Genomic DNA, 12,651 nt, shown 5'->3' on the forward strand with positions numbered 1-12,651 from the left:
GGGCGCGTGAGCGTCGAACTGAACACCGTCTACATCGACCGGATCGCCCCGATCGCGAGTCCGTCCCTCGACGACACCTTCCGGATGCTCGACGAGCAGGGCGCCAGTGCGTGCATCGTCCTGCACCAGCCCGACGCCCAGGAACTCGGCGACGTCGCGGTCGCCCTCGGTCTGCACGAGCTCGCCGTCGAGGACTCCGCCGAGGGGCACCAGCGACCGAAGCTCGAGCGCTACGGATCGACGCTGTTCGTGGTGCTCAAGCCCGCGCTGTACAACGACCAGCAGGAAGAGGTGGCGTTCGGCGAGGTGCACGCCTTCGTCGGTGAGACGTTCTTCCTCGTCGTGGTGAAGGCCGACCCGCGGGGCAAGCAGACCGTTCCCCGGGCACTGCAGCGGATGAGCGGCAAGCCGGGTCTGGTGACGGTCGGGCCGCAGGCGCAGCTCTGGGCGCTCATGGACTCCATCGTGGACGGCTACGTGCCGGTGATCGACGGGCTCGAAGAGGACATCAACCAGATCGAGGACCAGCTGTTCTCCGGCGAGGCCGGGGTGTCCCGCCGGGTGTACGAGCTGTTCGGCGAGGTCGTCGACTTCCAGCGTGCAGCGCGTCCACTCGTCTACATCATCGAGAACCTGCACCGCGGTGCCGAGAAGTACCACCTGCCGGTGGAGATGCAGCGCCGGTTCCGCGACGTCCTCGACCACTCGATCCGGGTGGTGGAGCGGCTCGACACCTTCCGGCAGCTGCTGCAGAACGCCCTGACCGTCGACTCCACCCTGGCGGCCCAGAAGCAGAACGACGACACGAAGAAGATCTCCGGCTGGGCGGCGATCCTGTTCGCACCGACGCTCATCGCCGCGATCTACGGGATGAACTTCACGCACATGCCCGAACTCGGCTGGACGTGGGGGTACCCGCTGTCGATCGTCGCGATGGTCCTGTTCGCGGCGATCCTGTACGTGGTGTTCAAGGTGAAGCGCTGGTTCTGAGCCGCGCCGCAGCCGGATTTGCAGCGGACGGCCCCGGACCGGAAAGCTCTGACGTGCAACGACGCCGACTGGAGCCCGCATGCCGCACGAACTCGTCCACCTGAGCGCCGGTGGCGTCTCGCTCGTCCTCGACTGCCGCGACGACGCGCTCCCCGCCGTCGTGCACTGGGGAGCGGCGCTCGGCCCGCTCGACACCGCCGCGCTGACGGCCCTCGCCGACGCCGACGTCACCCCGGTGTCCCCGAACGAGATGGACGCCCCCGTCCGCCTGTCGGTACTGCCCGAACCGCACCGGGGCTGGAGCGGCCGTCCGGGGCTCGCCGGGCACCGGGACGGTGCCGACTGGTCGCCGGCGTTCACGGTGACGGCCCTCGCGGTCACGGACACCACGGTCACCGCCGACGCCGCGGACACCACCGCCGGGCTCACGATCCGGGTGGTGGTCGAGATGCTCGGCTCCGGGCTCGTGCGGGCCCGGGCGAGCGTGACGAACACCGTCGACGGTGCCTACACCGTCGACGACCTGACGCTCGCGATGCCGATCCCGTCGGGGGCCCGCGAGATCCTGGACTTCGCCGGCCGCTGGGGCAAGGAACGGACCCCGCAGCGCCGGGAACTCGTCGTCGGCACCCACCAGCGCGAGGGACGGAAGGGCCGCACCGGCACCGACGCGGCGACCGTGCTGACGGTGGGGGAGCCGGGCTTCGGCTTCGCCCGCGGCCAGGTCTGGGGCGTCCACACCGCGTGGAGCGGGAACCACCGGCACCACGCCGAACGGCTCGCCACCGGCCGCCAGGTCATCGGCGGCGGCGAACTCCTGCTGCCCGGCGAGGTCCGGCTCGACACCGGTGCCACCTACGAGGGGCCGTGGGTGTACTTCGCGCACGGCGACGGACTCGACGACCAGGCCCGACGGTTCCACCGCTGGCTCCGCAGCCGCCCGCAGCACCCGACGACGCCGCGCCCGACGACGATCAACGTGTGGGAGGCCGTGTACTTCGACCACGACCTGGCCCGCCTCGTCGACCTCGCCGAGCGTGCTGCGGCCCTCGGCGTCGAACGCTACGTGCTCGACGACGGCTGGTTCCGCGGGCGCCGGGACGACCACGCCGGCCTCGGTGACTGGTACGTCGACGAGGACGTCTGGCCGGACGGGCTCGGACCCCTGGTCGACCGCGTCCGTGCACTCGGCATGGAGTTCGGCCTGTGGTTCGAACCCGAGATGGTGAACGAGGACAGCGACCTCGCCCGCGCCCACCCGGAGTGGATCCTGCAGGCCGACGGACGACTGCCCGCGCGCTCCCGCGACCAGCAGGTGCTCAACCTGGCGATCCCCGAGGCCTTCGCGTACGTGCTCGAGCGGATGACGGCGATCATCGGCGAGTACGGCATCGAGTACGTCAAGTGGGACCACAACCGCGACCTCGTCGAGGCGGGCTTCCCCGGTGGCGGTGCAGCGGTCCACGAGCAGACCCTCGCGGCGTACCGGTTGATGGCCACGCTCGGCGAGCGGTTCCCCGCGCTCGAGATCGAGTCGTGCTCGTCGGGTGGCGGCCGCGTCGACCTCGGCGTCATCGAGCACACCGCGCGGGTGTGGGTGTCCGACGACATCGACCCGCTCGAGCGTCAGCAGATGCACCGGTGGACGCAGCAGCTCCTGCCGCCGGAGCTGCTCGGCTCGCACATCGCCAGCGGCCGGAACCACACCACCGGTCGGGTCCACGACCTCGCCTTCCGCGCCGGTACCGCCCTGGTCGGGCACCTCGGCATCGAGTGGGACCTGGCCGGCGCGACCGCCGAGGAGTCCCGGGCGCTCACCGAGTGGATCGCGCTGTACCGGGAGCTCCGCCCAGTCCTGCACGGCGGCGACCTGGTGCGCTCGGACGAGGTCGACGACTCGCGGCTCGTGTACGGCACGGTCACGCCGGACCGGCAGCAGGCGGTCTTCTTCCTGGCGAGCATCGGGCGCTCCGAGGTGTCCGGCACCGGCCGGGTCACCTTCCGCGACCTCGACCCGGACACGTCGTACCGCGTCGACCCCGTGGTCATCGGGGCCGGTCATGACCTGGTTCGACCGGACTGGTGGTCCGGCCCGCGCGTCTTCAGCGGACGGGTGCTCGGCACCGTCGGCCTGCAGCCGCCGCTCATGCCGGCCGAGGGCGTGGTGCCGTTCCGGGTGACGGCCGTCTGACGGCGGGTGGTCGGGACACCCGGCCTGGAGGCCCGCCCCGCGTCCGGCGGGCCCGTCGCGGTCCGTCATCGGGTGCGTCCGGCCCGTTAGGCTTCCGGTCATGCCGCACTCCGGACACGCGACCCCGGTCTGGGCCCTCAAGCTCGCCGTCGTCACCGCCCTGGTGGGCGTCTCCGGCGGCATCGCCGGCATCGCGGTCTGGCTCGCGCTCCAGCTCATCCAGTTCGTCGCCTTCGGGTACGGGTTCGGTGGGCACCTCGAGGCGGCCGACGCCCCCTCCGGGCTGAACCGGTTCCTCGCGCTCACCGCCGCCGGGGTCCTGACCGGGTTCGCCTGGTGGGCGCTCCGTCGGTGGGGTCGTTCGATCGTCTCGGTCACCGCGGCCGTCGGCGGCAAGCGGATGCCCGCCCTGGCGACGCTCGCGAACGCCGGCGTCCAGATCCTGGCCGTGGGGCTCGGGGCGTCCATCGGCAAGGAAGTCGCGCCGCGCGAGGTCGGGGCCTGGCTCGCCCAGCTCGTCACCCGCCGTGCGGGGCTGACGGCGCGCGAGACGAAGATCCTCGTGGCCTGCGGTGCCGCGGCCGGCCTCGCCGCCGTGTACGACGTGCCCCTCGGCGGTGCCCTGTTCGCGGTCGAGGTCCTGCTCGGCGAGATCAGCTTCGCGACCGCGCTGCCCGCCTTCGCCACGAGTGCCGTCGCCGCCATCACCGCCCGGCTCGTGATCCCGGACGAGGTGCTCTACCACGTGCCCGCGATGCACCTGTCGCCGTCGCTGCTGGTCTGGGCGATCGTCGTGGGGCCGGTGCTCGGGCTCGCCGGGGTCGGGTTCGTGAAGCTGACCAACCGGCTGCAGGGCATCGCGCCGAAGGGCTGGCACCTGCTCGTCGTGCTGCCGCTGGTGTTCGCGATGGTCGGGCTCATCGCGATCCCGTTCCCGGAGATCCTCGGCAACGGGCGCGCGCTCGGCCTCGTCGCGATGAACAGTGCCCTGGACGATTCGTCGTTCGCCGGTCTCTCGCCGGTGGTGTTCCTGCTGCTGCTCGGTGTCCTGCGGACCGTGACCACCTCGGCCACCATCGGCGCTGGTGCGGTCGGTGGCACGCTGACGCCCTCGATCGCGATCGGTTCGGCGATCGGCGGCGGACTGGGTGGCGCGTGGCTGCTGCTCTGGCCGGCGGACGGCCCGAGCCTGGCGGCCTTCGCGTTCGTCGGCGCCGCGGCCTTCCTCGCCACCACCATGCGCGCACCGTTCACCGCGCTCGTGCTCGTCGTCGAGTTCACGCAGCAGGGCACCGACATCCTCGTGCCCTCGTTGCTCGCGGTGTCCGGTGCGGTCGCCGTCGGGTACGTCCTCGCCCGTCGTCGCAGCGCCCAGATGGTGTGAAGACCCCGGACGTTCCGGTGCGGACGGCGGCCCAGGGGCCTACTGTCGGCGCCAGGACGGAGCGACGGGCTCCGCACCGAGACGAGGAGCAGCCGATGGCGGGGTTCGACGACATCACGAAGAAGGCCCAGGAGTTCCTGAAGGACGGCAAGGTCCAGGACGCCCTGAAGAGCGAGAAGGCCGAGGACGTCAGCGACAAGGTGCTCGGCGGCGTGGCCGACGCGGTCAAGAAGGCCACGGGCGGCAAGTACGACGACAAGATCGACGGCGCCCGCGACGCAGCGGACGAGAAGATCGGCAACGAGTAACGAACGACGTGCGACGGCCCAGGACCCGGCGTGGTCCTGGGCCGTCACCGTGCCGACTGGACGCGGTCGGGAACAACGGACACCATGGACGGGTTGCTCCGGACAGCAGCACCAGGAGGACGAGACGTGACAGTCGTGGCGCCGAACCAGCCGCTCACCGAGACCGAGGTCGAGGCGATCAAGCAGGACTTCCCGATCCTCGCGCAGGACGTGAACGGGCAGCCGTTGGCGTACCTGGACTCCGGGGCGACGGCGGAACGCCCGCGTCAGGTCCTCGACGCTGAGCGACGCTTCCTCGAGCACGACAACGCCGCCGTCCACCGCGGTGCGCACACGCTCGCGGCGCTCAGCACCGACGCCTACGAGGACGCCCGTGCCACCGTCGCCGGGTTCATCGGCGCGGCTGCCCCGGCCGAGGTCGTCTGGACCGAGAACGCCACCGACGCCCTCAACCTCGTCGCCTACGGCATGGCCAACGCCAGCCGCGGTCGCGGGGGTGTCGACGCCGCACGCTTCCGGCTCGGCGCCGGCGACGAGATCCTGGTGACCGAGGCCGAGCACCACGCCAACCTCGTCCCGTGGCAGGAACTCGCAGGCCTGACCGGTGCGACGCTGCGCTGGATCCCGGTCGCCGACGACGGCACCTGGACCGCCGACGACGCCGCAGCGCTGATCACCGACCGCACGAGGGTCGTCGCGTTCTCGCACGTCTCGAACGTCACCGGGATGATCGCCCCCGTGGAGCAGGTCGTCGGCCTCGCCCACGCCCGCGGTGCCCTCGTGGTGCTCGACGCCTGCCAGTCCGCGCCGCACCGTCCCCTCGACGTGCAGCAGCTCGGTGTCGACTTCGCCGCGTTCTCCGGGCACAAGATGCTCGGCCCGAACGGCATCGGCGTGCTCTGGGGACGGAGCGAGCTGCTCAACGCCCTGCCGCCGTTCCGCACCGGCGGCTCGATGATCACCACCGTGACGATGGAGGGCTCCGAGTTCATGCCGGCGCCCGAGCGGTTCGAGGCCGGCACGCAGCCCGTGTCCCAGGCGGTCGCCCTGGCCGAGGCCGTGCGCTACCTGCAGGGCATCGGCATGGAACGGGTCCGCGCCCACGAGGAGCACCTCGCCCGCCGGATGCTCGTCGGCCTCGCTGCCGTGCCCGGCATCCGCCTGGTCGGCCCGCCCGCCGGTGTCCCGCGCTCCGGCCTGGTGTCCTTCGACGTCGACGGTGTGCACGCCCACGACGTCTCGCAGTACCTCGACGCGCAGGGCATCGCCGTGCGCTCCGGCCACCACTGCGCCCAGCCCCTGCACCGCCGGCTCGGCCTCGTCGCGACGAGCCGTGCCAGCACGTACGTGTACACGACCGAGCACGACGTCGACCGGTTCCTCGCAGCCGTCGCCGAGATCCGCGACTACTTCGGAGCGACCGCGTGAACGCCCTCGACAGCCTGTACCAGCAGGTCATCCTCGACCACGCGAAGGCGCGGCACGGCGACGGTGCGATGCCGGACGCGGACGCCTCGCACTTCGAGCGGAACCCCACGTGCGGCGACGAGATCACGGTCAGCCTGCGGCTCGAAGCCGGCACCGACCGCATCGCCGGGCTCGCCTGGCAGGGTGACGGCTGCTCGATCTCGATGGCCTCGGCATCGGTCCTCACCGACATGGCCGTCGGCCGCACGGTGCCCGAGTTCCTCGCACTGACCGAGGAGTTCCGCACCATGATGCGCTCACGCGGCGTCGGTGAGCCCGACGAGGACGTCCTCGAGGACCTCGTCGCCTTCCACGGCGTCTCCAAGTTCGTCATGCGCGTCAAGTGCGGCATGCTCGCCTGGGTCGCGGCGGAAGCCGCCGCGCGCGAGGCGACCGCGTCCCGCTGAGCCGGGTGCGGCCACGCAGGGGGCGCGATGATCTTCGAGACGGAGCGACCCGGCGCAGGCCGGGCCGACGCGATCGTGCGGGCCTACCTGACCGAGGTCGCGTCGCGGTGGTACGGGCGCGCGGCGACGTCGGCCGAGGTCGACCGTGCGCTCGACGAGGAGCCGTACGACGACCTGCAGGGTGACTCCGGGGTGTTCGTCGTCGCGAGTGAAGGGGAAGCCGCTGTCGCCTGCGCCGGCGTGCGCTTCGTCGGTGCCGTCGGCGAGCTGACGAAGGTGTTCACACTGCCGGAACACCGCGGCCGAGGCATCGGTTCGGCGCTCCTGCGCCACGTGGAGGACTTCTGCCGAGACCGCGGGACCACGTCGCTGCGGCTGGACACGCGGGCCGAGCTCGCCGAGGCCTGTGCGCTCTACGAACGGCTCGGTTTCGTCCGGGTGCCGCCGTTCAACGATGATCCGTACTCGGACCGCTGGTACGCCAAGCGGATCAGCTGATGACGCCGATCTCACGCAGCGCGTCACCGACGCTGATGCGCTCGTTCCGATCCTGCGCCTGCGCCCAGCGGGCCTCCGCGCGCGCGATGGCCTGCTCGTCGAGACCGAGGAGCTCGTAGAGCCCGTCGAGCTCACGCGGTGCGAGGTGCATGAACCGCAGCGGGAACTTCCGTTCGGGGCTCGCGTAGCTCTGCTGGGCGAGCTGGTCGAGGACGCCCGGATCGGTCTCTCGCTGTTCCATGAGCAGGACGACGGTTCGTGACCTCGTCGCCGTGAGGAAGGCCGACCGCACGTTCTCGTCCGGATCGGTCGCCAGTGCGATCTCGACGGCGAGGGGGAGGCCCTCTTCGCACGCGAGTTCCCACCGCTGCGAGGTGTCGCCGTGGATCGCCGTGAGCATGTCCGGATGGACGCCGAGGCCGCGCTCGCCGCGATCCGGTCGCAGCGAGGTCGGGCGGGGGCCGTCCCCGACGCGGGCTGTGGGGAAGCCGACGCCCGTGTACACGGTATGGGCGATCGGCAGGAACTGGAGCGCCTCGTGCAGTGCGGTCGCAGCGTCCTGCACCGCGGAGGCGGTCACGTCTCCGTCGGCGACCTGGAGCGCCGTGGCGTAGGCGGACAGTGCCGCGTGCTGCTGGTCGATGGCTCGGGCGAACATCTCCTTGCCCCTGGCGGCGTCGCCGAGGAGCCGCGGGTCCAGGTGCAGCGTGACGGCGCTCGGGTCCTGCAGGTGTCCCCGTGGCGTGCCACCGCCCGACATCGTGAAGCTGAAGGTCTCGTCGTCGGGCACGTCGGCATCGGTCATGCTGCCGACGCTACCGGCTCAGGGGAGCGTGACGACGAGCTTCCGGGCGGAGACACCGGCGCGGAGCCCGGCCAGGGCGTCGGGGATCGCGGCGAGTCCCGATCCGACGACGGACGCGGTCGGCGTCGCTCGGTACCGCCCGGTGCGGAGCGCCTCGGGCAGGAAGTCGCGGTAGATCGCGGGGCCGACCTCGGACTCCGTCGGGCGGCCACCCCAGATCGCAGTGACGTGGACCCCGTGTCGGCGCTCGAGCCGCGCACGGATCGTCGTCACCGGTGTCGGGTACGCGGATGCGAGCCGGCCGGAGCCGGTGGCCGTCCGGACGATCGGGAGCGTGCGGGTCAACGAACCCTGACCGAAGGCGAGGGTGCCGGCGAGCTCCCGGTCGGCGAGTGCGTCGAGGATGCGGCGTGCGGCACCGTCGTCGCGGTAGTCGAACACGGCCTCGGCCCCGAGGTCCTGCACGAACCCGTGGTTCTTCGGCGATGCGGTGCCGATCACGGCGTACCCGGCGGCCCGGGCGAGCTGGACGGCGTTGGCACCGACGCTCGTGGACGCACCCCACACCAGGACGACGCCGTCGCGGTCGACCGTGTCTGCCGTCGGCAGTGACAGCGCGAGCTGGTCCGGTTCGAAGAGACCGGCCGCTGCGGTCGAGACGGCGAGTGGCAGGACCGCCGCCTGCTCGGCGGACAGGTCGTCGGGCACCGGGGTCGTCACGCGTTCGAGCAGCAGGACCTGGTGCTGGAAGGCCCCCTCGGCAGCACTGTTCCGGTGCTGCTCCTGCCCCGCGGCGTGCCCGACGACCCGGTCGCCCACGCGGAAGCGCTCGACGTCCGGGCCGATCGCGACGACCGTGCCGGCGACGTCCGAGCCGAGGACCGCGGGGAACCGCAGCTTCGGGAACACCAGGTGCCGGAAGAGCCCGCCGACGGCGTCGACCGGGTTGACGGCGACGGCCTCGGCACGGACGACGAGTTCGCCGGGGCCGGGCTGGGGGACCGGTGCGGGCCCGACGGTGAACCGCCCGGTCGACGTGGTCCAGAGTGCTGCGTTGCCCGATGGCGACATGGTGTCCCGATCTCTTGCTCGAAGTGAGTCATGACACGACGTGTCATCGTCCAGTCAACCATGACACGACGTGTCATCACCACTACTGTGGACACATGCGTTGGTCTCCGGATGCCCGAGGGCGACTCGAGCGTGCGGCGTTCGAGCTCTTCGCCGAGCAGGGCTACCAGGCGACGACCGTGCCGCAGATCACCGCACGGGCCGGCCTGACGACCCGCACCTTCTTCCGGTACTTCGCCGACAAGCGCGAGGTGATCTTCGCCGGTGACGAGATCCCCGACCTCGCCCGGGCTGCCATCGAGGGCGCGCCGACCGGGATCGACCCGCTCGACATCGTCGTGCACGGCCTCTGCACCGTCGCCGACGAGCGGTTCGAGGGGCGGCACGGCGAGGTCGGCTCGGTGCGGCGGCTGGTGCTGTCCGAGCCGTCGCTCCGGGAGCGCGACGCCCGGAAGCGTGCCGACCTGACGGAAGCTGTTCGGGAGGCCTTCGTCGGCCGCGGGCTCGGCCCGTCCGAGGCGGCGGTGATCGCCGAGACGACCGTGATGCTGTTCCACCTGGCCCTCGAGGCCTGGCTCACCGGACCGGCCGAGCGCCGGATGGCCGACGTGGTCGACGAGCAGCTCAGTGCGCTCCGTGGGGTGCTCGATCGGCGGCCCGCAGCGTCATGAACACGTCGACGCCGTCGTCGGTGTCGAGCACGAAGCCGTGTCGTTCGTACAGTCGGCGGGCAGGGCTGCCCACCAGCACGTTGAGCCGCGTGGGGCCGTCGTGGGGCTCGTCGAGGACGGCGCGCAGCACGGTCGACCCGACCCCACGGCCCTGGACGTCGGGCGCGAGGTAGAAGTGCTCGACCCAGCGGACGCCGTCCTCGCTGCGCACGGTGATCGAGCCCACGTCGCGGCCGTCGACCACGACGATGCGGGTCAGCTCCGGCTGGAACGCGTCGCGGAGGCGCTGTCGGACGCGCGTCTCGTCGAACACCCCGAGGCGCATCAGGTCGTCGCGCAGCACCACGGCCCGGAGCTCGACGAGCCACTCGAGGTCTTCGGTGGTGCTGTCCCGCAGTGCGACGTCCATCCGCTCAGCCTACGAACCCCGCGAGCGCTCAGACCGCACTGCGGAGTGAAGCGACCATGCTCCGCAGGATCTGACGGGCCTCGGTCTGCTGGTCCGCGGTCAGGTCGGTGAGCATCCGCTGCTCGACCCCGCGGATCGCCGCACTCGCCTGCGCCAGACTCCGTCGTCCGCTGTCGGTCAGCTGCGTGGGGAGCGCCTTGCCGACCGACGGCTCGGTGGCACGGGTGACGAAGCCGTCCCGCTCCAGGGTCTGCAGCAGCACGTTCATCGACTGCCGGGTGACGAACGTGCCGCGCGCGAGCTCGGAGTTCGACAGGCCGGGTCGCTGCGCCAGCAGTTCGAGGCAGGAGTAGTGCGTCACCGTCATGCCGAGTGGGCGCAGCACGGCTTCCATCGAGGCACGGAGGGCGCTCGCGGTCTCCTTGAGCAGGTAGCCGATCGACGTCTCGAGGTGGATGCCGGTGTCGTCTTGACGCATGTCAGTAGTCTGACATAGGTTGTCCCGTGTCAGAAGACTGACACGAACCTGAGGAGCACCACATGCCCGTCACCGGCCCCGACTTCATCTCCCTGCAGACCCGCGACCTCGATGCCTCGCAGGCGTTCTACGAGCGGTACCTCGGTCTCGTCCCTTCCCAGGCCGGCCCGCCGCACGCCGTCGTGTTCGAGACGACGCCGATCGCCTTCGCCCTGCGTGACATCGTCCCCGGCACGGACCTCGACGCGGTGGCACAGCCCGGCATCGGTGCCGCGATCTGGCTGCACGCGACCGACGTCCAGGCGATCCACGACGCGCTGGTCGCCGACGGGCACCGGATCGTCTCGGCGCCGATCGACGGCCCGTTCGGCCGGACGTTCACGTTCGCCGACCCCGACGGCTACCACGTGACGCTCCACGACCGCGCCTGAGCCCCGGAGCCGGCCATGCGTCGGGCGCGGGCGGTGCGCCGGACGCGGGGCGGGCCTCCAGGCCGTCGCCGGAGCCGACCGTCACGCTTCGTCACGATCCGTGACGGTCCGAGGTGTCCGACGTAGCGTCTCGACCCGTGACCACCAGCAGCGAGCACCGGCAGATCCGCTTCAACGCGTTCGACATGAACTGCGTCGCGCACCAGTCCTCCGGACTGTGGCGGCACCCCCGCGACCGGTCGCGGGACTACCGCGACCTGACCTACTGGACCGACCTGGCGAAGACGCTCGAGCGCGGCGCGTTCGACGGCATCTTCATCGCCGACGTCCTGGGCACCTACGACGTGTACGGCGGCTCGAACGAGGCCGCGCTCCGCACCGGGTCGCAGGTGCCCGTGAACGACCCGATCCTGCTCGTCTCGGCGATGGCGTCGGTGACCGAGCACCTGGGCTTCGGCATCACGGCCGGCACCGCGTACGAGCACCCGTACCCGTTCGCCCGACGCATGTCGACGCTCGACCACCTGACGAAGGGCCGGGTCGGCTGGAACGTCGTCACCGGGTACCTGCCGAGCGCCGCACGCAACATGGGCCAGACGGACCAGCTGTCGCACGACGACCGGTACGACGTGGCGGACGAGTACCTCGAGGTCCTCTACAAGCTGTGGGAGGGCTCGTGGGAGGACGACGCCGTCGTCGCCGACCGCGAAGCCGGGGTCTTCACGGACCCGACGAAAGTGCACCCGATCGAGCACCACGGGACGCACTTCGACGTGCCGGGCATCCACCTGTCCGAACCGTCCGTGCAGCGCACGCCCGTCATCTACCAGGCGGGCGCGTCGCCGCGCGGCATCCGCTTCGCCGCGGAGAACGCGGAAGCGGTCTTCGTGGGTGCACCGACCGTCGAGCAGCTCGCGTCGACCGTCGCGAAGGTCCGGGACGCCCTGGAGGCAGCTGGTCGCGACCGGTACGCCGCCCGCGTCTACACGCTGCTCACCGTGATCACGGACGCCACCGACGAGCTGGCCCAGGCGAAGTACGAGGACTACCTGTCGTACGCGTCGGAGCTCGGTGCGCTGGTGCTCAACTCCGGCTGGATGGGCGTCGACCTGTCGCAGTGGGACCCGGACCAGCCCCTCGGCGACGTCGAGTCGAACGCGATCCAGTCGGCGGCGGCGAACATCGCGGCAGCGACCGGCGAGGACGGGTCGAAGTGGACGATCCGCGACCTGGCGCGGCAGACGGCGATCGGCGGGCTCGGCCCGGTGGCGGTCGGTGGGGGAGCGACCATCGCCGACCGGCTGCAGGAGATCCAGGAGCTGACCGACGTCGACGGCTTCAACCTGGCGTACGCGGTCACGCCGGGCACGTGGGAGGACGTCATCGAGTTCGTGATCCCGGAACTCCGTGCCCGCGGGGCCTACCCGGAGGAGTACGAGCCGGGTTCGCTCCGGCAGAAGCTGCACGGACGCGGGGACCGCCTGCCCGACGAGCACCGTGGGGCGTCGTTCAGGATCGGGAGCCGGGCGGTCGTAGGCTGA

At 71.5% G+C, this 12,651-nt stretch carries 14 protein-coding genes; 10 read left to right on the forward strand and 4 right to left on the reverse strand.

The genetic code is table 11. From position 1 onward, the window contains the following. Positions 1–6 precede the first annotated feature (6 nt). The 7 genes from ASF75_RS08330 to ASF75_RS08360 all read left to right on the forward strand — a co-directional run bounded on the left by ASF75_RS08330 (position 7) and on the right by ASF75_RS08360 (position 7,245). The gene (locus ASF75_RS08330) at positions 7–990 is read left to right on the forward strand and encodes a magnesium and cobalt transport protein CorA (protein ID WP_017888467.1); all 984 of its coding nucleotides are present in this window, start codon (positions 7–9) and stop codon (positions 988–990) included. A gap of 79 nt (positions 991–1,069) precedes the next feature. After that, positions 1,070–3,181: an alpha-galactosidase gene (locus ASF75_RS08335; protein ID WP_056070460.1), complete on the forward strand. Its 2,112-nt coding sequence runs from the start codon at positions 1,070–1,072 to the stop codon at positions 3,179–3,181. A gap of 100 nt (positions 3,182–3,281) precedes the next feature. Beyond that, positions 3,282–4,565, forward strand: coding sequence for a chloride channel protein (locus ASF75_RS08340; RefSeq protein WP_056070462.1), 1,284 nt, complete (start codon positions 3,282–3,284; stop codon positions 4,563–4,565). Between the two features lie 95 nt (positions 4,566–4,660). After that, positions 4,661–4,873 (forward strand): antitoxin, encoded by a 213-nt coding sequence (locus tag ASF75_RS08345; protein WP_017888470.1) that lies wholly within the window; start codon positions 4,661–4,663, stop codon positions 4,871–4,873. Positions 4,874–5,008: 135 nt separating this feature from the next. Then, positions 5,009–6,301 carry an aminotransferase class V-fold PLP-dependent enzyme gene (locus ASF75_RS08350; protein ID WP_056070465.1) on the forward strand — a complete coding sequence of 431 codons (1,293 nt, stop codon included), beginning with the start codon at positions 5,009–5,011 and terminating at the stop codon, positions 6,299–6,301. Then, the gene (gene sufU, locus ASF75_RS08355; RefSeq protein WP_042538174.1) at positions 6,298–6,747 is read left to right on the forward strand and encodes a Fe-S cluster assembly sulfur transfer protein SufU; all 450 of its coding nucleotides are present in this window, start codon (positions 6,298–6,300) and stop codon (positions 6,745–6,747) included. The genes ASF75_RS08350 and sufU overlap by 4 nt, the downstream gene beginning before the upstream one ends. Before the next feature lie 27 nt (positions 6,748–6,774). After that, positions 6,775–7,245 (forward strand): GNAT family N-acetyltransferase, encoded by a 471-nt coding sequence (locus ASF75_RS08360; RefSeq protein WP_056070467.1) that lies wholly within the window; start codon positions 6,775–6,777, stop codon positions 7,243–7,245. On the opposite strand, the gene ASF75_RS08365 is transcribed toward ASF75_RS08360, so the two are convergent. Both ASF75_RS08365 and ASF75_RS08370 read right to left on the reverse strand, forming a co-directional pair. Further along, positions 7,238–8,050 (reverse strand): hypothetical protein, encoded by an 813-nt coding sequence (locus ASF75_RS08365; protein ID WP_056070471.1) that lies wholly within the window; start codon positions 8,048–8,050, stop codon positions 7,238–7,240. The two genes, ASF75_RS08360 and ASF75_RS08365, sit on opposite strands and share 8 nt — an antisense overlap. An 18-nt stretch (positions 8,051–8,068) precedes the next feature. Continuing rightward, positions 8,069–9,121, reverse strand: a complete 1,053-nt coding sequence (locus tag ASF75_RS08370) for a zinc-binding alcohol dehydrogenase family protein (RefSeq protein ID WP_056070474.1) — start codon at positions 9,119–9,121, stop codon at positions 8,069–8,071. Positions 9,122–9,216: 95 nt separating this feature from the next. Here ASF75_RS08370 and ASF75_RS08375 point away from each other — a divergent pair, with 95 nt between their 5' ends. Beyond that, positions 9,217–9,792, forward strand: a complete 576-nt coding sequence (locus ASF75_RS08375; protein WP_056070477.1) for a TetR family transcriptional regulator — start codon at positions 9,217–9,219, stop codon at positions 9,790–9,792. On the opposite strand, the gene ASF75_RS08380 is transcribed toward ASF75_RS08375, so the two are convergent. Both ASF75_RS08380 and ASF75_RS08385 read right to left on the reverse strand, forming a co-directional pair. Beyond that, positions 9,746–10,201, reverse strand: coding sequence for a GNAT family N-acetyltransferase (locus tag ASF75_RS08380; RefSeq protein ID WP_056070480.1), 456 nt, complete (start codon positions 10,199–10,201; stop codon positions 9,746–9,748). The genes ASF75_RS08375 and ASF75_RS08380 overlap by 47 nt on opposite strands. Positions 10,202–10,229: 28 nt before the next feature. Continuing rightward, positions 10,230–10,679 carry a MarR family winged helix-turn-helix transcriptional regulator gene (locus ASF75_RS08385; RefSeq protein WP_056070483.1) on the reverse strand — a complete coding sequence of 150 codons (450 nt, stop codon included), beginning with the start codon at positions 10,677–10,679 and terminating at the stop codon, positions 10,230–10,232. A 62-nt stretch (positions 10,680–10,741) separates the two neighbouring features. On the opposite strand from ASF75_RS08385, the gene ASF75_RS08390 reads away from it, so the two are divergent. Further along, entirely contained in the window at positions 10,742–11,110 is a 369-nt protein-coding gene (locus tag ASF75_RS08390) for a VOC family protein (RefSeq protein ID WP_056070486.1), read from the forward strand. 137 nt (positions 11,111–11,247) lie between these two features. Continuing rightward, complete coding sequence (locus ASF75_RS08395) at positions 11,248–12,651, forward strand: LLM class flavin-dependent oxidoreductase (protein ID WP_056070490.1); 1,404 nt, start codon at positions 11,248–11,250, stop codon at positions 12,649–12,651.

Origin of the sequence: Curtobacterium sp. Leaf154, from assembly GCF_001424595.1 — a bacterium.
GTDB classification, from domain to species: domain Bacteria; phylum Actinomycetota; class Actinomycetes; order Actinomycetales; family Microbacteriaceae; genus Curtobacterium; species Curtobacterium poinsettiae.